The organism is Litoreibacter halocynthiae (assembly GCF_004365635.1).
GTDB classification, from domain to species: domain Bacteria; phylum Pseudomonadota; class Alphaproteobacteria; order Rhodobacterales; family Rhodobacteraceae; genus Litoreibacter; species Litoreibacter halocynthiae.
This window is the reverse complement of the sequence record NZ_SOBH01000001.1, coordinates 1,226,808-1,246,426: the sequence shown is the minus strand read 5'-3', so window position 1 is coordinate 1,246,426 and position 19,619 is coordinate 1,226,808. Positions and strand designations below refer to the sequence as shown.

Sequence of the window (19,619 nt, the reverse complement as noted above, 5' to 3'; positions counted from 1 at the left end):
CTCTCTATATGTCGCTGTCGGCGGAGCCCGAAATGGGTGGGCTCATGGCCAGCATGGGGTCGTAAAAAATGGCGATCTCCTGTCCGAGCGGCAGGAATTGTTCGAGTTTGTTCTTGAGCGCTCGCAGGCTGGCGGCGTGGTAAAGCCCGTGGCCCGCGCCCATCTCGCCCTCATCCTCCGCGCCAGCGGTGATGGCGGCGGTGGTGTCGGTGTCGAGCACGGCGTATCCTGCCTCGCCATAGCGGGCGATGCGTTTGACGCAGTCCTTGCCGTCGATGTGCCAGCGGTCGATGAATTGCGGCAGGGCGGTGGTGTTCGACCCGCCGCGCGCATCCAGACAGCGCCGCGACTTCTTGCTGCCTTCATCGCGGCGGGCAAACCGCGAATAGCGGATGCAACTGGGCGGGGTTTCCGCATCGGCGCAGATCAGCGTATCGACGAGCGAGACGAATAGGCAGTCCGACGCATCCAGCCGCGCAAATTCAGCGCCTTCCATGACGGTGCAGTATTCCATTTGCCCGTGACGCCCGTCAGCGAGGATCAACTCGAACACTGAATTGACTGCGCGAAAGCTCACGCCCCGCACCTTGGGAAGCGTCAGTTGCACCGTGTGCGCGGCGCAATCAATGAACGTTACATTGGTGTTGGCCGCGCCCTTGAGCGTGACATTGCCCTTGTCGCTGACAAAGCGGATGCCTTCGAACGTCACCGCGCGGTTTGGCAGGTTTAGCTTGGCGGGCGTCTTCGCAATAACAGCAGGCCCGGTGATGCCGTCGCCCAACTGCTCCATTGGCAACAGGTCCTCTGCCCGAACGACAGAACCTTCCTTGAGCAATGCGTTGAGTTTCTTCTGCCCCAAAACCACCTCTGGCAACGCTTTGTGGAATATCCCCTGTGGCGGGCGCACATGGATCAAGGTGCGGCGCGGGTGCGGGCCGATGCGGCGCACACGGTCCGGATCACGCAAATCGGGGCTGCGCGCGGTGCTGTCATCATAGGCGCGCGGAAAACAGGGAACACCGTTCGGTGCCAGCGGGCGCCAATATATGTCGCGCGCATCGGGGTCGTGGCGGTCGGCCTTGAGCCGGTGGAGCGGGTTCGACCCGCCCTCATCCACCACCGCGCGGTCAAGTTTGCGGAAATCCGGCGTGACGACGTTGGACGGCTGCGCCGCGTCGGGGTGTTGCGTGAATGGCGGCAAATCCATGCGCGGCGTCTGCGCGGTCATGCGCCAGCCTTCTTTGGCAACGGTTTCGGTGCGGGCCACCACATCGCCAATATCGTCGATTGACGACAAGGTGCCTTTCGATTTGAACCACGCGACGGAGTTGTTCAACTCGTTGGCGCGTGCCACCGGGTCCGGCGCGGTCAGCTCTGCGCCCAGAAGCTCCGCCAGATAGGGGACAACCCAAGGCTGGATTGCCCGCCCGTCATCCAAGGGTTCGGCGAAACTGTCGGCATGGGCTTGCTCGGTTGTCGCGCGGATATGGTCGAGCAGGTGGCCAAAACCGTGAAGCATGGCTTCCAGATCGCCGAAGTCGCCTTCGGGACCGGTGTCGCGATACCGGTATTCTTCGGGTAACTCGCGATAGAGGATGCGTCCGGCCCGTGAGCGGAGGTCGTTGATGTTCTCAGTCATGGAGGCCTCGCACATTTACGGAAATTGAAGGCGCGCCGGAGAGGGTCGCCGCAGCGGAGTTCTCGCCGATATGGGCCACCTCGTTGGCACGTGGAAAGATCGTGACGATCTGGTCGTCACGGACCATCACGCGCGGCAAGTTGCGCGGCGTGTTCGGGCCGTAATCGAAACGGGTGATGATGCTTGTGGCGACACCGGTGACGGCTTCAAGCGCGGCAATTGCTTCAGAGATATAGGCAGGTTGGCCAAAGTCGCGCTGTTTCAAGGCGAAGCGGGTGCGCAGGGCGGCGTCACACGCGCCTGCAATGTCAGTTGCGTCATAGGACGTGAGATCAGCGCGAATGTCGGCCCAGATACGTAGGTAAAGCGGCGTGTAGGGTTCAAATGCCAGCGTGACCCCCGGCAAAACCCGACCGCCAAGCGCCTCTTGCAGGTCCAGTTTCAACTGCTCGTTCAGCTCTGCACCGCCTGCGGGCACGACATGGAGCCGCACCAGACGGGTGCGCCGCGCCGTAGCCACCTCATGCGCGCGGGCGCGCCAGATGGCGGCATGGCGGTTGCACAGCATTTCAGTGTCGCGCAGGGATACCGCGCGCCCGTTTGACGACAGACGCGCAGGGGCGGACGTGCGCAGGCTCTCCACCGGCTCGCGATCCGCACCACCGGACGACGCGAAAGGCTGATAAACCGCCTTCACGGCGGCGTGCTTCTTCGAGGGTTCCACCAAGGAAAAGGGCGGCAAGCCAGACCCGCGCGCACCGGTTCCGACACGGTGCCGCATCAAGGTGACGTTGTTGCTGCCGGTTGGCAGACGCCTGCGGAAATGGATGGTCAGAAAACCGTCCTCGCCCAAGGTCGAGGACCAGCTGCGGGTCCCGTCAGCTGCCGGATTGATGTAATCCGCATAAGGCCAAACCTCGCCCTCCACGGCGACTTCCAAGGCGGGCATGACCCCGCTTTCGGGCACGGGGGACGCAATGTGGCTGATATCGGCGAGTTGCAGCAGAAAGCTTTGGCGCATCTGTTCACCATCGCCCGAGCCCAGCGTCTTTGGCCCTTTGCTTTCGCCATGACCGGCAGTGACTGCGTTCAGTTGGAACACTGTGTCACCACGGGTCATCGGCGCGATGGAGCCTGCAATTTCCAGACTGATTTCGACGCGCCCGCCGCCCAGCGGCTTGATCGTGGCAAGGCTGGCCTGCACGTCGGTCACGGAATCACTGATGATAAGCGGACGGCCGGGGCGCAAAATATCCATCGCCGCGTCGGAGATGTTTTCAAGCGTGAAATGAGCAAGATTACCAAAAGGCGCAGGGTTGTAATCATGGCCGTCGGGGCGCAGGGATTTTTGGAGTGGGCCGATGAACTCGGACTGGTGCGGGGCAGGGATGTTGGCGTCGAACTCGACGTGGAACTGCCCCTTGTCCTGACGCAATCCGCGCACGCGCAGCGCTTGCATCGCCCCGTCGCGGCGATTGCGGCGAATGAAATATGCGCCACGGCTCAAACCCTTGGGCAAGGCCCCTTGAAACGACGCGACGCGCGCGCTGTCTTCGCCCGTCACTTTCGGGTCTTTCACCACTTTGGCCGATACGGTTTTTTCGCCCTGCAAGCGCATGTAGACGACATCGGGGCGATGGGGTGGTTTGAAGGTGTAGCCAACGAGCGGTGCGCCGCTTTTGTCCGAACGGACCTCGCCCACGCCTTCGCGGATAACCTCCAGCCCTTCCAGATCGTCCGTGTCGTCGCCCCACATCTGCGCCACCACGTCACTGCCATTGATATAGAAGATGCGGTCGATCTTCGGGGTCGGACCTTGAAACACTCCCGGCTTAACGCTGGCCAGCGGTGTCAGCGGGACCAGCTCGAACTCATCCGGCAGGTCCACGTCTTTGGGCAAGGCGAGGGTCACCCGGCTTTCATTGCGGTCCACGACGCGCAGGATGCGCGATGTAGTCCCGCCGCGCAGCTCCACAAGGTCGCTTTTCTGCAAGGCGTTGGGGCGCTCCAGCTCGACGATTCTGGTATCTTCGGTACTGCGTGGTAAGGCGCGCAGCACGTCCGCCGGATCGCGCCAAAGCATCGCCCGCGACGTTTCCGGGCGGCGCGCCAAACCTTGCGCGAAGGTCAGCCTCAGCATGCTGTCATCGCCGTCTTCGCTTTGGTCTCTGACATCTGTGAGGGTCACCACCTGACCCTTCCCATGGCCCGCGACAATTGCCAGCTCTCCGGGGCTGATCGCGTCCGCGTCGGGGTTGAGCCAGTCGGCGTTTTGCACGGGCAGGGGTGTCGTGTTCACGTCCCAACTGACCACGCGGGCGGCATTCAGATCGGGATGCGCAAGCAGTTTGGAAAGGGTTTCGAAGACCAGCGGCTTTCCGGTGGTGGGCGTGTGCTTCATCGCCAGACCAGCGGCGATTTCCGTGCTGCCGGCGTCGGGCTTCAACTCCAACGCGACCAATGTGCTGGCAGAGGCGGCGGGCGTTGGTTGGTAGTTCACCAAGGCGGCCAGACGGCGCAGGTTGTCCCATTGGGTTGCCGTGCGCAGGTAGCCTTCGTTGGCATAGGCGTTCAGGTGGCCCAGCGTGACATGGCTGGCCCGCGCAAAGGCGCGCAAAATGTCCCAAGCGTAGTCGCCGTCGCTTCCGGCTTCATATTGCGCACGAACACGCAGCCCTCGCTGACCGCGGCTTTCCAGCTTTACGCCGTCCTCGGTTGCGGGAGGCAAGGCCTGTGCCAGCCGCTGCCAGACCAAGGAGCGTCGCAGCGCCTCCACATCCACTTCGGCGCGCTCCAGATCGGAGGTTTCGGTCAGAAACAGGTCGCGCAAGGCCTCGGGCTGGCGCATCTCGACCGGAACGCCTTTGGCGTAAAGCCCCGTCAAAATCTCGCGCAGGCGTTCCAGCCAGATGGCGGCGTCGCCGTCGACATAGTCGAACCGGCTCATGCCTGCACGGTTCCAGCGGGTCAGGTCGGTGGGCATCAGGTGGCTCATCCGGTTTCCCCCCCTTGGACGGTGATGCGGAACGCACCGCGTTCTGGGGCATGCGCGTCACCGGCACACAGCACATAGGTGTCTGGGTCGACGATGATGAAGCCTTCGGCGCTGCGATCCTCGAAGCTGCGCCCGACACGGCGGAAGCGGTTCAGGCACGCCACGGCCACGCCTTCGATCTGCATCGCGGCCTCGATGATGTCGGAGGCATAAAGCGCCTCGCCAAACCCCAAGCGACCCGGCTCGAAGAAACCGCCCTGGTCGGAGGTGAAGACTTCGGCAACCGCTTGGCGCAATTCGGAGCGGAAGAAGCCGGGTTTTGCACGCACGGACAGGGTGACGTTGATCGGCGCTGCGCGGGCGGGTTCCAAGAACACCTCGGAGCCAATCATCCGGTAGGCGTCGACCAGCACCCGCAGGATGGCACGACCCGTGAGTTTTGGCCCGATAGGTGGCAGCGCCAGATTGCGGTTGGAGTGGAATGCAACGATCTGCTCCCAAAGCTCCGCACGCAGGCGGTTGGGGCGGGGTGCATCAACGTCCCCGTCATGCAAGGGCGCATCCATCGGCAGATCATCCTCCAGCAAAGTGGCGATCAGAATCGAGTTCCACGCCCCCGACCACACCAGCCGCGCCTGCGCCAGTGCCACCAGCGGGTGGCCTTGCACGGTCGCGCTGTGGTCGTTCAAGGTGACCATCCGGTGTTGTGCTGCGATCTGGCTGGGGCCGTCTTTGCGGGCTTGCTCCATCGCTGAAGGGACGCGCTGCCAGTATTGTTCTAACGCTTGCTCATCCGTGGGTTCAGCCCCGAGCGGGCGGTACATAAGCCGCGCTTTCGCAATGTCGGCATCATCAGCCTGCCAGCCGATCATCGCCAGCAGCCTGCGCACGGAGCCGGGGCGGCGGGCGGTGTCCAAGAACCGTTCCGCCTGCACACGATCCAGCGCGTGGGAGGCACGGTCCAGCGCGGCGGAAAGCAATTCGACCAGCACCACCTCCATATCCGCTGGCGTCCAACGGCGACGGTCGGGGTAGCGCGAGGCCAGTTCCTGCATCAAGAACAGCCGGAAGCTGTCATAGTCGCGCACCTTCCAGTCGAAATCGTCCTCGACACCGGGAATGGGCAGCGGCAACACCTGTTCGCGGGTTCCGCAATCGGGGCAAGTCCCGTCGAAAACCAGTTTGGCTGCGGCAAGGTCCGCCATCACGTCACCTCAAATCTATGGGTTTCTTCGCGGGCAAGCGCCGCGATGGTGTAACTGATCTGGACCATCAACACCTCGGGCTGGTCCGGTGGCGCTCCGATATCGACGCGGATGGTTTTCGGATCGACCTCTCCGGCCAGCGCTTCCGACAACGCGCCGTAAAGACGGTTTTGGGCCAGTTCCCACAAGCCCACGGCGTTCGGTTCGAACACATGCTGGCGCGCGCCGAAGCCGTATTCGGGGCGGAACACCCGCTCGCCGGGCGAGGTGAACAGAACCTGCTCCACCTGCTGGCGGATATGGTCGAACCGTGCGACCTGTGCGGCCCCGTTTTCCGTCATGCGGAAGGGGAAGGCCATGTAGCCGACACGCGGCAGGGTGCTTTCGTATTGTGACATCAGCTGGCCGTGCTTTTCGTGGTTAAAACGGACGGGGTGAGCGGCACCAGCGGCGGCGAGGTCGGTGCGCCAATGGAGGTCGCGTTGTGGGTGTGCGCGTTGAACAGCGACAGGAATGTGGAGCCCTTGATCAACGGCTCGCCGCCTGATCCGGCCACAGTCACCATGGACCCCTCAATATTCACTGTGGCGGAGGATTTTACTTCAACACCGCCACCTGACATGCTGATTTCATTGCCATTCGCATCCGTGCAGGTGATGCCTGAGGAGGTCATGACCAACTCGTTCCCGTTGCCATCGGCCACCGTCAACTCACCGCCTGCGGCGTCCAGCGTCACCGTCGCACCCGCCGCATCGGTCAGGATCATGGAGCCGTCCTGATCCAATACCATCGAGGCATCGGCGGCGGATTTCAGAGTTAACACCTCGGTGCCGTCAGTGTCGTCGAGCGACAGCACATGACCGCTTTCGGTCTTGATCAGCTTCACCGCTTGGTCGGAATATTCCTCGGGCACTTCGCCGCCCGTGCGCCAGAACGTGCCTGTCCACATCGGGCTGGCGGCGTCGCCTTCCAAAAACTCCGCCACGACCTGCGATCCCACAGGCGGCACGGCGAGCATGCCGAAGCCTTCGCCGCCACCATAAGGGACAACGGGCAAGGCCCAGTCCGAGGTCTCGGTGCCCAAAACAGACGGGATCACCAGCTTGCAGCGGCCGCGTAGGTCGGGGTCCTCCACATCGGCTACGAAGGCGCGGTATTTGCCGAAATAGCTGCGCTGTTGCTTGCGGATCGTGCTCTCGAGGGCTTGGAATATTTCGGACATTGTGGCCTCCTCAGAACAGGTTTTGGATGGCAGAGAGGATGGGTGATAGCGGTGCCGCGCCCACGGCTTCGGTCTCACCCACAGCGTTGCGGATCAGTTGGAACTGCTGGCGGTAGCCGTCGGGGGAGAACTGGTGGGTGACCGTGTCCACGTAATAAACACCGCCATTGCGCGCGCCGACGCCGTCGACGGTCACCGTGCCGCCGACCCGCAGGACATGGCCGTACAGCGTGCCGTCCAGCTCTCCATTTGCTTTGATGCGAAAGCTGGCCTCGTTGACCATGCCTTGGGCGCGGGCTTCGATCTCGTCCTCGGTCTCGTCGCCTTCGCCTTTGATGCGGGCGATGGCGGGGGTTCCCAGCCCCGCACCTTCAGATGCGGCGGGGTACTTGCCCAGCAAAGGCAGGTCGGCAAAGGCCTCGCCGGTGACAGCCTCTGCGCCGTCGGTCGCAGGGGCTTTCTCCCACGCCACGACGTCGGGTTTGTTGGCCTCGTCCGAGACGGCGAAGTTCAGGCAATTCGTGGCGCTGCCCGCATAGACCATGATTGGCGCTTGCGGGTCTGCCTCCAGCCGTTTGGGGCCGAAATAGACCTCGCCCCGCTCGAAGATCATCTCGAACCCGTTGGCCTTGGCGCGGTCTTGCAGCAAGGCAATCGGGGTGGAATCCTGCGTAAGCGCGCGGGCGCTTGCCCCGTCCGGCCCGTCGAGAAGCTTCAAGGGCAGGGGTTTGATTAACTCTTCCACAATCGCGCGGTCGGTCATGGGGGCGGTCTCGTCGCCCCAGACCTTGCGTTGATGTTCGCGCGACAGGGCGGCGCTGTCATCCAGACATTCGATCACCAGCTTCGCCTCGCCGCCATTTTGCGGGTAGCTGGGCTTCAATTCCATGATGTAGCCGCGAAACACTTCGTCGATATGAGTCTGGAAATCAGCGTTGATGACGATGGTTTCCCACCGCGCAAACAGCCCCGCATCGGCGGCCATGTAGTCGCCATTGGTGTCGCGGCGGTCGTCGATTGTGATCGTCGCACTGGTTGCTTCCATGCGCGCGGCGCGGACCTCGATAGAGGAGACCAGAGCGGCGAGCGAGCCGATATCCGTCTTGGCAGAGCCGACCAATATTTCCACCGATGCGGCCTGCCGGAAACCGGGGTCAAGGAGTTGATCGAGTAAGCCCATCAGCGCACCTCCCGCCGACGCGGGACAAGCTGCGTGGTGCCGATTTTCTCGGCGGCGACTTCGGGCTTGTCGGGGTGGCCATCCGGCCCGTAGACCATATCCTCAGGGAACATCACTTCGGCGTTGCAATCTGCCATCCGTCGCCAATCCCTAGGATTTGCGTAGTAATTTTGCGCCATTTGGTCGAGACGATCGCCCACGGCGACGCTATGCTCCAGCACCGCTTCGGGGTTCGCGATTGCGCGCCCTCGGACGCCGCGAAAGCCTCGGGTGCCGTCTTCGGGTGGCTCGAACAGGGCGGTGGTTTCGTAATAACTACCTTTGAAAAATACCATCGCGCTAGGCCCCCAATCCGGATACGAGGTTCAGTCCTGTGCCGATGGTCTGGCGCACTTTGTCGGCAAGGAAGAACGGGTTGGCACTTTCGATGACCTGCATCGTCAGCCCCATTTCGGCGCGGTAGGGCATCAGGTTGGGCAGGTGCATCGTCTCTTTCTGGGTCACGCCGGTCAGGAACACCGGAAGCAACTGCATCCCCCACGCGAAGACCAGCACGGAGGCGGTTTCATCCCGCTCGAACGCCCGCGCGCCGGACAGGCCGAGCGAGGCCAGCACTTTCACGCCACCGGGGCCTTGCGCCTTCGGCTCCGCCATGGAGCGCAGCGTGTCGATCTGCGGCTGCACGCCAAAGGTCTTGGCGATTGCGTCCCCGTCATTCAGCGCGTCGGTGGCGTCCAGCAGGATGGTGACAGAGAAGCTTTCAGCCTGCATTTCAACGCCTTGCGCGACGCGGGAGGTTTCCAGCGGCGACAGGAAGTCATAGCCGCCGCGAGAGCCGGGGGCGTCGCCGGTCTTCACGGTTACTGTGCGCGAACGGCTGATTTCTTGCGGGTTGAACTTGAAGATCAGCGCCAGCGGCGGGATCGTCAGCCCGTATTCGAACAACATGCCTTTGGTCTCAACCGCCATTGCGCCCGCCTTTCAAACCGGAGCTGACCTGACCGGCCAGAACCGCGCCATTTTGCCCGTGGCTTTGGATGGTGATCGGGCCATTGGGCTGCGCGCCCTTGGCCAAGGCTTGGCCCACGGCTTCGGCAATGGCGCGGGCGTCATGGGAGGCGGTCGCGGCCATGGAGGCGGGCAGTTTCACGGTAAGGCGCTTTAGCTTCATTGCGTAGCCTCCAGAAATTCAGCAAGATATCCGATTTCTGACGGACGCACCTGACGCGTGTCTTTGGTCAGCTCGGCCCAGATGGCGCGGGCGATATGCGGCAGGTCAATGGTGCCATCGTCGGCATAGGCCAACACGGCGGCATAGGTCGCCGCATTGGCGATGGAGCCGCCGGACAAGCGCACCGCCGCACCGAGTGTCTCCAGCTCGACCCGCTTTGCAAGCGGCGCTTTGGGAGGCAGAAGCACCTTCCACAAGGCAGCGCGCGCAACGTCATCGGGCGTGGGAAAATCAACGACCAGTTGGAAGCGGCGCAGGAAGGCGGGATCCACATTGGCCCGCAGGTTTGTGGTCAGGATCACGGGGCCGGAATGCCGCTCGAACCGCGCCAGCATGTGGCTGACCTCAAGGTTAGCGTAACGGTCGCGAGCGTCGCTGACTTCGCCGCGCTTGCCCAAAAGCCCGTCCGCCTCGTCGATTTGCAGGATGGCGTTGCGTCCTTCAAGGCTGTCCAACAGCGCGTTGAGGTTCTTTTCCGTCTCACCGACATATTTCGACATGATACGCCCCAGATCGAGGCTGTAGAGCGCCCAAGGTTCGCCCGTGCGTTCGCCCAATTCAGTGGCCAGAACGGTCGCCGCGAAACTTTTGCCAGTACCGGACGCACCCGAGAACAGCGCGAGCGGTCCATGCACAGCGCGTGCGCCCCAATCGCGGGTCATGGCGTGGCGGTGCTCCACCCATGCGCCGAACTCGCGGAGTTGGCGTAATGTCGGGGCGGGCAACACCAGCTGATCCCATGTTCCGCGTAAAGTCGAAAGCGATGCGCCGGGTGGGGGCGACAGTTCAGGGTCGCGATCCAGCATTATGCGGATCAAAACGGGGCCGGGGCGCAGGGTTTGGGACGGTGTCGTGCCTTCGATCTTGAGCAGTCCGGATGCCACCAAAGGCGATGTGGGGGTGAGGCGGGCGATCAACGCGGCGATCTCGACGCTGGTTTCCAGCATCAGCAGCTCTTGGACAAAGGCCAAGCCGGGCCATGGCGTGCCAAGCTGGGGCTGCAAGGACTGGATGCGCGGGGCGAAAGCGGGGCGGGCTACAGGGGCCAGAGCAAGCGCCATCAGGTCAAGGTCCTGCGGTGTCAGTTGCTCCAGCACATCGCCGGAAATCATCGCGCTTAACCTTTGCCAGCTGCCCGCCGCGCGGGTTTCGGAAACACTGGCGGAGAGCGCGGCAAAACGGTTTGCGAAGTCGTTATCAAGGGCGGCACCCGTGCGCATGGCTTCGGCCAGTGACAGCATGTCATGCAGCCGTGCCCATTCCAGATCCATAGCCGAGGACAGCAATTCGGCGGTTGTGGGGGTGGGGGCTTCGATATTCATGTCACCACCACCCGGACTGTGTTGCCTGCGGGCATGTCGGTCCCGTCGGGCCGCACGATAAGCGTTGCCACGTCGCCGCTGGCCGCGCTGTCGAGCGTTATTGCTGCGGTCGGTGTGTCCAGATCGAGGGCCGTCGCCGTAACGCTCGCAGCTTGGGCCGCTTGCGACTGGGGGGTTCCATCGGCGCGGGTCCATGCCACGGTGACTTGGACGGCCTCTCCCTTAGGGCCGGCGATGGCGAGTTGCACCTGCGCCGCGCCATCGGGAACGGTGACATCGGAGCTCAACGCGTCGCCCGACCGGATCATCGAGAACGGCAGCCAGTTCACAGGCGCATCCGGTGCGGTGATGGCAATGGGGGTCGCGCCGATTTCAGCGTCGGGTAGGGCGTCCGCGCCCAGATCCAGAACCACGCTTTCCACGGGGGCTGGTGGCGGCAGATATGTTAGTGGCTCGACGGGGATTAAGGCCAGCTCGTAAGCTACTGATAAACGGTAAGACATTTCGCTGCCTTGGATGGACCAGATATGGTTCATCTCCTCCATCTCGGTGGCTTGCAGCACGGCTTGAAGGCGGTACTGGCTGACTTCTGGTGCCGGAACACCACCGGGTAGGATAGTCGGGATCACCGGTTGCGATTGCAGCACGCGGACGGCGTGGCCGAGCACCCGCAAATCCTTGTCCTTGATCGCCGCATCGGTGGCATTGGAGAAGGCGGTCAGCAGCACATGGGCACGGATGAAGGTCGGCTCGTTCGGCGACAGATCGGGGTGTATGCCCGACGGTGAAATCCGGTAGCAAAAGACGTTGAGGACGGCTTTATCGGATCCCTTGGCTTGCTCCGCGGCGGCGCTCGGGTTTTCGACAGTGACGGTCACATCCTGCGTGAAATTCGCCGCCAAATGGTCTGCGAAGCCCTGCATGGCGACGGAGAGGGAGCTTGCATCAATCGCCATCTCAGACCCCCCCTAGGTAACGGCGGCGCGCCATCGCGGAGAGGTCCGCCACGAGGGCTGCGGGCGCTGATGCGCGGGCAGGTTCGTGGATGACCACGTCGACCTGATCAATGACCACCTTGGCGGGGCCTTCGGCTGCGAGCGGCGACTGTTGTGGCGGGTCAAATCGAGCAGGGGGCTGCGGGTCCGGCTCTGTGAAGTTTGGCTCGACCTGATCAAACTGCGCGGGGGTCGGCTCGGTTTGCGGCAAGGGGCCGGCTTCGGTCATGGGCGGTGCGACCGGTGTCGCGGCGGACGGGGCCATCGGTGCGCTCGCTGCCTGCTCTCGGCGCAAGGTCATCCCGGGTGGCTGGTCATCCATGCTGGAAAGCGCGGCGGGTTTCGGGCCGTTCTGCGCCGAAAGCTGCTGGTCATCCGGTGGCGACAAGCGGGCGAGTGGCTGTGCCTCTTCTTCCTCCATGCGGCGAAGGTGTAGCGCGTCGTCTTCCTCCGCGCGGTGCAGCCGTTGCACCTCTTCATCCTGCGTTAGGTGCAGCGGTTGTGCTTCGTCAAAGGCCTCCGCGCGGTGCAGAGGTTGGGCAGCCTCTTCCTCCTCAAGGCGATGCAGGGGCTGGGCTTCATCTTCGACTGTGCGATGCAGGGCTTGCGCCTCGTCCTCCGGCGCGCGGTGCGGCGGCTGCATACCCTCGTCCTCCGTACGGTGCAAAGGCTGCGCGGGGTCCTCTTCCTCCGCCCGCTGCAAAGGGGCGCTTGGAATGCGGCGCAACGGGCTGGCCTCGTCGTCTTCCTCGATACGCCGCAGCGGTTGCACCTCTTCGTCGTCCATCCTGCTTATGGAATGCATCAATCCGGCAGGCTCTTGTTGACGGGCGATGCCTTTGGGCTGGGCCAACGCAGTGGTGTTATGCCCTGCACGGGGCAAAAGGCGGCTCAACAGGCTCATCGGCGTGTCCCTTCCGCTATCAGACTGGCGTATGCTTGGCGTTGGCCAGTGGGCAGGTCGAGGATCGCATCCTCGCTCCAGTGATACGCGGAAGCCAAGGAATGGACATGGCGCAGCACCGTGGTCGCATCGGGGAAGGCGAAGCTGAGCGGGTCAATTCGGGCCGTGGTTTCGGCCTCGCAGGTGGGGCAAAGGGTGGTGAGCGTGTCAGGGATATCCGGTGTTGCGGCGTCCAGCTGGGCGTCGATCAATGCCAGATCGGACGCGGTGAATTGATCGGCTTGGGCAACCGCATCAGGCCCCAGTCCACAGGATGCCGCCAGAACGCGGGGGGCGTCGGAGCCCTTTGCGCAGGCCAAGGCCCGCTCGGTTGATCCGTTCGGTACCTCGAAGCGGCACGATCCAAGCGAGGTGTCGACTTCAACAACCGGAAACGCGGACGGGATATCCGAGCGCGGGGTGTCGGCCAGTGAGACGGACAGATCATAAGCCTCCCCGCAGGACGTGCAGCTGGCCTGAAACCAGCGCATGCCCGGCAGGAAGGAGAGTGCGGCGCGGATGAGACACCACGCACGGGCACCGGTGGCCAGACGGTCGACTAGGTCACTGGTTACTGGCAGGCCGCCGATGGTTGTAAAGACCGCGCCCAAAACGCCGCTCACCTGCTCGGGACGGGTCGGCAGGCGCAAGGCGTTGGTCAAAGCAAGCTCGACCCGCCCCGTCAAGGCACGGGGGGTTGCAGTTGGAAAACCAACGGCAAGGGTAATTGGGGCGCGGTCGGGCATTACGACTCTGCGGGCTCGGCCACAGCGGCGTCACGGGTGAAACCTTCATAGGCGAGGGTAACCGACTGAATTCCAACAGCATTCATACTGTTTGAGTCCAGTTCAGGGAGGGCTTGGTATTCGGTCACGAAGGCCCGACGAAGCACATAGGAAATGGCCGGTGTGCCTTGCAGATTCAGCACATTGATTACCACATCACGGCGGAAGTTCAAAAGGCTCATGCCTGCGTCACCATCGGCCACGTTGTTCACAGAATTGGCCCATTCTTCGAACGCGGGGTCGTGGCTGAGGCCTTGCTCCAGCGTGACGTTCTCGAACTTAGTGCCGCCGGGCATGGCGCGTTGGTAGCTGGGATCACCGGCGGCGCGCCAGTTGACCACTTCAGTGGTCTTTTTCAGGGCGCCCATTTTGGACAATCCGGCGATGGTTTTGCCTCCGATTACAACTTGGAACTTAAAGGTCCGGTAAGGGTCGTAGCGGTGGGCATTGGCAGGAAACATAGGGGCTGGCATTGGATAAAATCCTTTTTCGGAAATGCTTTAGGTCTGAAAGTTTACGCAGGCGGCCTTAAGCCGTCTGCCCGACTTTCTGGCTGATCTGGACAACGACAAACTCGGCGGGTTTCAACGGGGCGAACCCGACGGCAACCCGCACGATCCCCGCGTCAATGTCGCCTTGCGTCATGGTGGAACCCAAGCCGCAATTGACGAAATACGCGTCGCTGGCTTTTTCACCTTGGAAGGCACCAGAGCGGTGCAGCCCATCCATGAAATTGCCGACCGAGGCGCGTAATCCGCCCCAAAGCTTGTGGTCGTTCGGCTCGAACACCACGGCCTGCAAGGCATTGTAGAGACTTTCGCCGATCATGTTTTGCGTCCGCCGGACCGAGATATAACGGTATTGCGGTTTGGCCTTCGTCGCAGTGGTGCGCGCGCCCCAGATGACCGTCGGGCCGGTGATGGAGCGCAGGCAGTTCACGCCCCATTCGTTGAGGTTGTCTTGCACGCCATTGCCGATCAGCCGTTCAGGGCCGAATGTGCCACGCACACCAGCCTCGAGACCTGCGGGGGCTTTCCAGACGCCGCGGGTGCCATCAATCCGCGCCCACATGCCAGCGGCCACGGCAGCAGGGCCAACGGGGAAGCTGCGGGGTTGGTCGGGGGCAAGCTCCGCGTCGAAATGCGGGTTGCCGATATTGACGCGCGGGTAATACAGCGCGGCATAGGGCGAGTTGGTGAAAACCGCGTCCTTTGCTTCCTTGGGCGTGGTAATCGCCGCGTCGCCCGGATCGACGATGACCATCCGGTTTTGCATCTTTTCGGAATGGCCGATGGCTTCTTGGTAGATGACCTTGCCGGCGGTATCTGGTTTTACATCGGGCAGCACGATGATGGAGACATCGCGGTAGTCCTCAAGCTGTCCCAGTGCTTCGGTATATTGCGCCTTTGCGGGGGCTGCAGTGTCTGCACCGCTTGCGGTGATGTCGCTTACCTCTTTGTCGGAAGAGGGCATGTCGACATCCGCACCGAAGGCGACCTCAATCAGGGTAGAGCCCTTCTTGATGGTCTCGGTTGCCAGATCTGTCGCGGCTTTGAGTTTTGCGGCGGCGGTTCCGTCGCCAACTTCCCAATCGAAGCCGGTAAAGCTTTCGATGACCTGATCAAGCTTCTTGGTTCCGTCGGGCTGGGCGGCCCATGTGCCAACGGTAATGGAGAAGGTCTTGGCGTCCTTGTCGCTTGACATCGTCACCATGAGATCATTGGCCCATGTGCCGTTGTCCTTGGCGGTGACAGCCACCGATTTCGGGTCCGTCGCGCCGGATATCTTCAGTTGAGCGGAGGCTTTGGTGCCGCCTGACCCTTGGACCGGAACGATATAGGCCTTGGTGCCGCCATTGGCGAAATAGGCGTTCACGGCCAACCCGAAGTAATCCACTTTGTCTGCCGCAAGGTTTTTCACCCCGCTTGCCGATCCGTCACCGGGCCCGAACAGCGTGGTGTATTGAGACGGCGAGGTGATGAAGGTGGGCGTGCCGCCGGATTTGGTCACGGGCGCACCGCGCCGCACATGACCGATGAAGGCTGTGACAGAGGTCGAGGCCGCTTCTATGGCCAACGCATTTGAGGGGACGTGTTCGATGTAGACGCCGGGGTGTTGATACATGGGCTCTGGCTCCTTGGCAGCATGAATGTCAGCAGATTTGGTCCGGCTCCGAGCCGACAGGCACGGAACAGGAGGCATTAGTTTGGTTTGCCAGTACGGCGAAGCCCGCTGGTCCTCTGGTGCGGGGGAGAACCACACGAGAGGACCAAACGCTGCGGCACGAATTGGGACGGTGCTGGGGGGCACCTCAGCGTGCCGTAACGCGGAGCTTGCGGTGCCCGACAGCCTGCAAAGGGGTAATCCTCGTCGAGAGCAGTGCGGCCGGGCGGCAAGTAGAGTTACGTCATAAAAATAAGCGGTTCACTCTTCGCTTATGACGAAAACTCTGCGTTATTCCCCGTAGATCGGGCAAGACCCAAGTTAACCCTACGTTAAGAGCTGGGGGGTAAATTTAATAAAAACAATGCATTAGGAGGCGTGAATAAGGTGTGAAACCAAATTCACACCCGTGAAGATACTAATTTTCGGGGTTTGGAGAAGACTGGGTGGCTTAGATATCGGCGGTCAGAGAATCACCTAAAAGGCGTCATTCCAAGCCTGCCAGATAGTTCGCACAGCCTGTCAGTGCCGCAAAGTCGTCTTCAATGACACCAACCTCGAAGTTGTGCATAAACCCCGCGAAGCGCCCTTTGTCGCGGAAGGCCTCGGCAAAGCCCAGCGGCACGAAATGCCGCGCAAAGGCGCGCGCCACGCCGCCGGAGAAGAAAACGCCACCAAAGGGCAGGTGGATCAAAGACAGGTTCCCTGCGACCGTGCCGAGCATCCGAACGAACATCTCGGCCGCTTCGCGCGCCCGCGGATCGGTGCCGTTTTCAAACGCCGCCATGATTTCGGCCGCGCGGGCCTCGCGCGGGTCGTTCGCCTCGATCCCCAACCACGCATAGACCCGCTCCAGCCCGCGACCGGAGATCATATCCTCAACGGCGGGGAAGCCATGGGCGGTTTCGAAATACTGGGCCAATCGCAGTTCGCGGTCGGATCGCAAGGGCAGGTTGGCGTGACCACTTTCCGAAGGGGGGACATGCCGACCGCCGCGGGTTTCGTAGACGGGGGCGATGTTGAACCCGGTTCCAACCCCGATGACCAGTTTCGTCGCGTTCGGGTCGTGCTTGGCCTCGGCAGAGGCGATCAATTGCTTCACGGCCCCGTCCGGCAACGCCCCCAAGGCGTGACCTTGGGCCTGCAGGTCGTTTAACAGGCATGTAGTTTCGGAACGGGTGGCGCGGGCCAGCGTTGTCTCGTCCAGTTCCCAATCAAGATTGGTCATCGAGCCGCGCCCGTCTTTGACAGGCCCCGCCAAGGCCACACAGGCGGCTTTGCAGTCGACCTGCTGCGCGTCGATATAGGCGTTCAATACGGATTCCAGCCCCGGGTAGTCCACATTGGCGTAGCGGGTCACGGTGTCGGTCAACAGCCGAGTGCCCTCCGCCAAGGCCACGCGGGTGTTGGTGCCGCCGATATCGGCGACGAGGCAATAGGTATTTGCTGGACGGTTCATATCGGTCAGGCTTTCAATGCGCGTGCAAGGGCGTGGTAAGAGGCTTTCGGGGTGCGTTCAAGCGTATCGAAGTCGACATGGATCAAACCGAAGCGCTTCTCGTAGCCCAAAGCCCATTCGTAATTGTCCATCAGGGACCAGAATGTATAGCCTTTGAGCGGTGCCCCGTCAGCAATCGCTTGTCTGGCGGCACCCAAATGCTGGTTGAGGTAGTCAATGCGCGCCGTGTCGGGGGTATCTGGCGTGTCGGGATTGGCCATACCGTTTTCAGTGACGTAGAGCGGCAAGCCGTTGGTGTAGTGTTCATCCACCCATGTCAGAAAATGACGCAGGCCTTCGGGGTATATCTCCCAACCCATCTGGGTTTTGGGTAGCGGCCCCTCTACCTCTTTATGGGCGGGCCATGCACCATCTGTGGCAGCGATCCGCTTGCAAGAGTAGTAGTTCAGCCCGAGCCAATCCAGCTTCTGGCCGATCAGCGGGAAATCGTTCTGCCAGCCTTTTGGCATATGAGGCTCCAACCCTTCCATGACGGTGTCGGGGTAGGCGCCATTGAACAACCCACCCAGAAAGAAGCGGTTGTAGTAGCCGTCATAAAGCTGTGCCGCGTCGCGGTCGGCTTGGCTGTCTGTGGCGGGGTGGGCGTATTCAAAATTACACACCGCCCCGATATTTGGGACGTTCAAATCTCGCAGAACCTCCACCGCGCGGCCATGGGCGCACAGGACGTGGTGCATCGCGTGGGCCGTGGCGCGGATATCGCGCAGGCCGGGGGCGTGGTGACCAAGGAAGTGGCTGAGCCAGCCGACGCACCAAGGCTCGTTGATCGGGGCGACGGAGAACATGCGGTCCCCGATGCGCTCAATAATCACGCGGGTGTAATCGCCGAACCACTTCGGCAGGTCCGGATTGCGCCAGCCGCCCAGATCGGCGAGCGCGGAGGGCAGTTCCCAATGATAGAGCGTCGCCATGGGTTTAAGGTTTCGCTCCAGCATGGCGTCCACAAGGCGGTCATAGAAGTCGAGGCCTTGTTGATTTGGCGCGCCGCGCCCGTCGGGCATGACCCGCGCCCACGAAGTCGAGAAGCGGTAGGCGTCCAGACCCATGGCGGCCATCAGGTCCAGATCCTCCTCGAAGCGGTGGTAGTGGTCACAGGCGATGGCCCCGTCCTCGGCGCGCACCACGTTGCCCGGCGTGGCGGCGAAGTCGTCCCAATGGGTGCGTCCCGCCCCGCCAAAGCTATGACCCTCGATTTGGTAGGCCGAGGTCGCGGCGGCGAACAGGAAGCCTTCGGGAAAGTCCGCGCGGGTATATTTCATGAGCGAGCCTCTAACGGGTTGGGGCTGGGCCGGTGGATTGCCCCACGACAAGTTCTGCCTCCCACAATTCATGAACGGGGTCAGTGGTGCGGCCTTCGATCTGGTCCATCAATATCTCGCCGCAGCGCCGTCCGGCGTCGCGCACCGACGAGCGTGTGGCTGTGAAAATCGGGGAGCCTGCGCCGTTTGGTAGATAGGAAAGCGCGTCATCAAAGCAGATAATAGATACGTCTTTCCCTATGGTTAGGCCGCGTTCTTCAACCGCACGGCGGACGCCGAGGGCTGGGATCAACGAGGAGGCAATCACGGCAGTGGGTGGGTCGCGCAAGTCCAGCATTTCGCGGGTTTTGGCGTAGCCGAAAGGTTCGGTCATCTCGAACGCGTGGGCGAGGTCGGGATCGACCTTGATCCCGCGCGCTTCAAGGGCTGTGCTGTAGCCGTCGCGCCTGCGCATCGCGAAATCCATGTCTTCGATCCCGTTGACCAGGCCGATGCGGGTGTGGCCCAAGTCCAGCAAGAAGTTGGTCGCACGGTGAAAGGCAGAGCGGTTGTTTACATCCAGCCAGCTATAAGGCGTGGTGCAATCGCTGGACCGCCCGTGGACAACGAAAGGCAGTCCCAGCCGGTGCAAAAGCGGGATACGTTCGTCATCAAGGCGCGGCCCATGCACGATGACGCCATCAACCTTTCCGGTGCTCGCCAACCGCTCGTAGGCTTCGATTTCATCCGCGTCATCCACCACAGAGACGCGCATGTCATAACCGCGGCGGGCATAGGATTCACCTGCACCGGCGATGAAGTCTGAGAACACGCAATTCACCATCTCATGCTGGTTCGACAGGGGAATGACATGGCCGATCGACATCGTTCGACCTGTCGCCAGACTTTTGGCGCGGGTGTTCGGGTGGTAGTTATGGGTTCGTGCGGCCTCGGTCACGCGAAGGCGTGTGGCTTCCTTGACCTCGGGGTAGCCGTTCAAGGCGCGGCTGACCGTGGTTTGAGACAGGCCGAGAAGATCCGACAGTTCACGCAAATTCATCTGACGGCTCCTGTTTTAACTTTCAAAGCGCTTTGAGTATTTTGGTAATTATTAGGGTGCGATCGGGGTGCGGTCAAAGGGGATTTGGACGCTGCGTCGCGGAATGTGTGTTCGCATGTGCA

At 62.2% G+C, this 19,619-nt stretch carries 18 protein-coding genes; all 18 read right to left on the bottom strand.

The genetic code is table 11. The annotated features are described in order from the left end of the window. Positions 1–4: 4 nt before the first annotated feature. The gene (locus BDE40_RS06070) at positions 5–1,639 is read right to left on the bottom strand and encodes a hypothetical protein (RefSeq protein WP_134013527.1); all 1,635 of its coding nucleotides are present in this window, start codon (positions 1,637–1,639) and stop codon (positions 5–7) included. Then, positions 1,632–4,634 carry a baseplate J/gp47 family protein gene (locus BDE40_RS06065; RefSeq protein WP_134013526.1) on the bottom strand — a complete coding sequence of 1,001 codons (3,003 nt, stop codon included), beginning with the start codon at positions 4,632–4,634 and terminating at the stop codon, positions 1,632–1,634. The genes BDE40_RS06070 and BDE40_RS06065 overlap by 8 nt, the downstream gene beginning before the upstream one ends. Beyond that, a complete protein-coding gene (locus BDE40_RS06060; protein ID WP_134013525.1) occupies positions 4,631–5,839 on the bottom strand; it encodes a baseplate J/gp47 family protein in 1,209 nt (402 codons plus the stop codon). Before BDE40_RS06060 ends, BDE40_RS06065 begins: the two co-directional genes overlap by 4 nt. Beyond that, positions 5,839–6,237 carry a GPW/gp25 family protein gene (locus BDE40_RS06055; RefSeq protein ID WP_121020628.1) on the bottom strand — a complete coding sequence of 133 codons (399 nt, stop codon included), beginning with the start codon at positions 6,235–6,237 and terminating at the stop codon, positions 5,839–5,841. Before BDE40_RS06055 ends, BDE40_RS06060 begins: the two co-directional genes overlap by 1 nt. Beyond that, a complete protein-coding gene (locus BDE40_RS06050) occupies positions 6,237–7,061 on the bottom strand; it encodes a phage baseplate assembly protein V (protein ID WP_134013524.1) in 825 nt (274 codons plus the stop codon). Before BDE40_RS06050 ends, BDE40_RS06055 begins: the two co-directional genes overlap by 1 nt. 10 nt (positions 7,062–7,071) lie before the next feature. Then, positions 7,072–8,241, bottom strand: coding sequence for a phage late control D family protein (locus BDE40_RS06045; RefSeq protein WP_134013523.1), 1,170 nt, complete (start codon positions 8,239–8,241; stop codon positions 7,072–7,074). Next, on the bottom strand, positions 8,241–8,576 hold the full coding sequence (locus BDE40_RS06040; protein WP_134013522.1) for a hypothetical protein: 336 nt from the start codon (positions 8,574–8,576) through the stop codon (positions 8,241–8,243). The genes BDE40_RS06045 and BDE40_RS06040 overlap by 1 nt, the downstream gene beginning before the upstream one ends. A 4-nt stretch (positions 8,577–8,580) precedes the next feature. Further along, positions 8,581–9,210, bottom strand: a complete 630-nt coding sequence (locus BDE40_RS06035; protein ID WP_134013521.1) for a hypothetical protein — start codon at positions 9,208–9,210, stop codon at positions 8,581–8,583. Further along, positions 9,200–9,412 (bottom strand): hypothetical protein, encoded by a 213-nt coding sequence (locus BDE40_RS06030; protein ID WP_134013520.1) that lies wholly within the window; start codon positions 9,410–9,412, stop codon positions 9,200–9,202. Before BDE40_RS06030 ends, BDE40_RS06035 begins: the two co-directional genes overlap by 11 nt. Further along, positions 9,409–10,794, bottom strand: a complete 1,386-nt coding sequence (locus tag BDE40_RS06025; protein WP_134013519.1) for an ATP-binding protein — start codon at positions 10,792–10,794, stop codon at positions 9,409–9,411. Before BDE40_RS06025 ends, BDE40_RS06030 begins: the two co-directional genes overlap by 4 nt. Next, positions 10,791–11,750 carry a Pvc16 family protein gene (locus BDE40_RS06020; protein ID WP_134013518.1) on the bottom strand — a complete coding sequence of 320 codons (960 nt, stop codon included), beginning with the start codon at positions 11,748–11,750 and terminating at the stop codon, positions 10,791–10,793. The genes BDE40_RS06025 and BDE40_RS06020 overlap by 4 nt, the downstream gene beginning before the upstream one ends. Position 11,751: 1 nt before the next feature. After that, positions 11,752–12,693, bottom strand: a complete 942-nt coding sequence (locus tag BDE40_RS06015; RefSeq protein WP_134013517.1) for a hypothetical protein — start codon at positions 12,691–12,693, stop codon at positions 11,752–11,754. Next, positions 12,690–13,478, bottom strand: a complete 789-nt coding sequence (locus tag BDE40_RS06010) for a hypothetical protein (RefSeq protein ID WP_134013516.1) — start codon at positions 13,476–13,478, stop codon at positions 12,690–12,692. Before BDE40_RS06010 ends, BDE40_RS06015 begins: the two co-directional genes overlap by 4 nt. Continuing rightward, positions 13,478–13,990: a phage tail protein gene (locus BDE40_RS06005; protein ID WP_073138745.1), complete on the bottom strand. Its 513-nt coding sequence runs from the start codon at positions 13,988–13,990 to the stop codon at positions 13,478–13,480. Before BDE40_RS06005 ends, BDE40_RS06010 begins: the two co-directional genes overlap by 1 nt. A 55-nt stretch (positions 13,991–14,045) precedes the next feature. Then, positions 14,046–15,641 (bottom strand): phage tail sheath family protein, encoded by a 1,596-nt coding sequence (locus tag BDE40_RS06000; protein WP_134013515.1) that lies wholly within the window; start codon positions 15,639–15,641, stop codon positions 14,046–14,048. Positions 15,642–16,167: 526 nt separating this feature from the next. Then, complete coding sequence (locus tag BDE40_RS05995) at positions 16,168–17,139, bottom strand: glucokinase (protein WP_134013514.1); 972 nt, start codon at positions 17,137–17,139, stop codon at positions 16,168–16,170. Positions 17,140–17,144: 5 nt separating this feature from the next. Beyond that, complete coding sequence (locus tag BDE40_RS05990) at positions 17,145–18,458, bottom strand: GH1 family beta-glucosidase (protein ID WP_134013513.1); 1,314 nt, start codon at positions 18,456–18,458, stop codon at positions 17,145–17,147. Between the two features lie 10 nt (positions 18,459–18,468). Further along, the gene (locus BDE40_RS05985) at positions 18,469–19,497 is read right to left on the bottom strand and encodes a substrate-binding domain-containing protein (RefSeq protein WP_134013512.1); all 1,029 of its coding nucleotides are present in this window, start codon (positions 19,495–19,497) and stop codon (positions 18,469–18,471) included. Positions 19,498–19,619 lie beyond the last annotated feature (122 nt).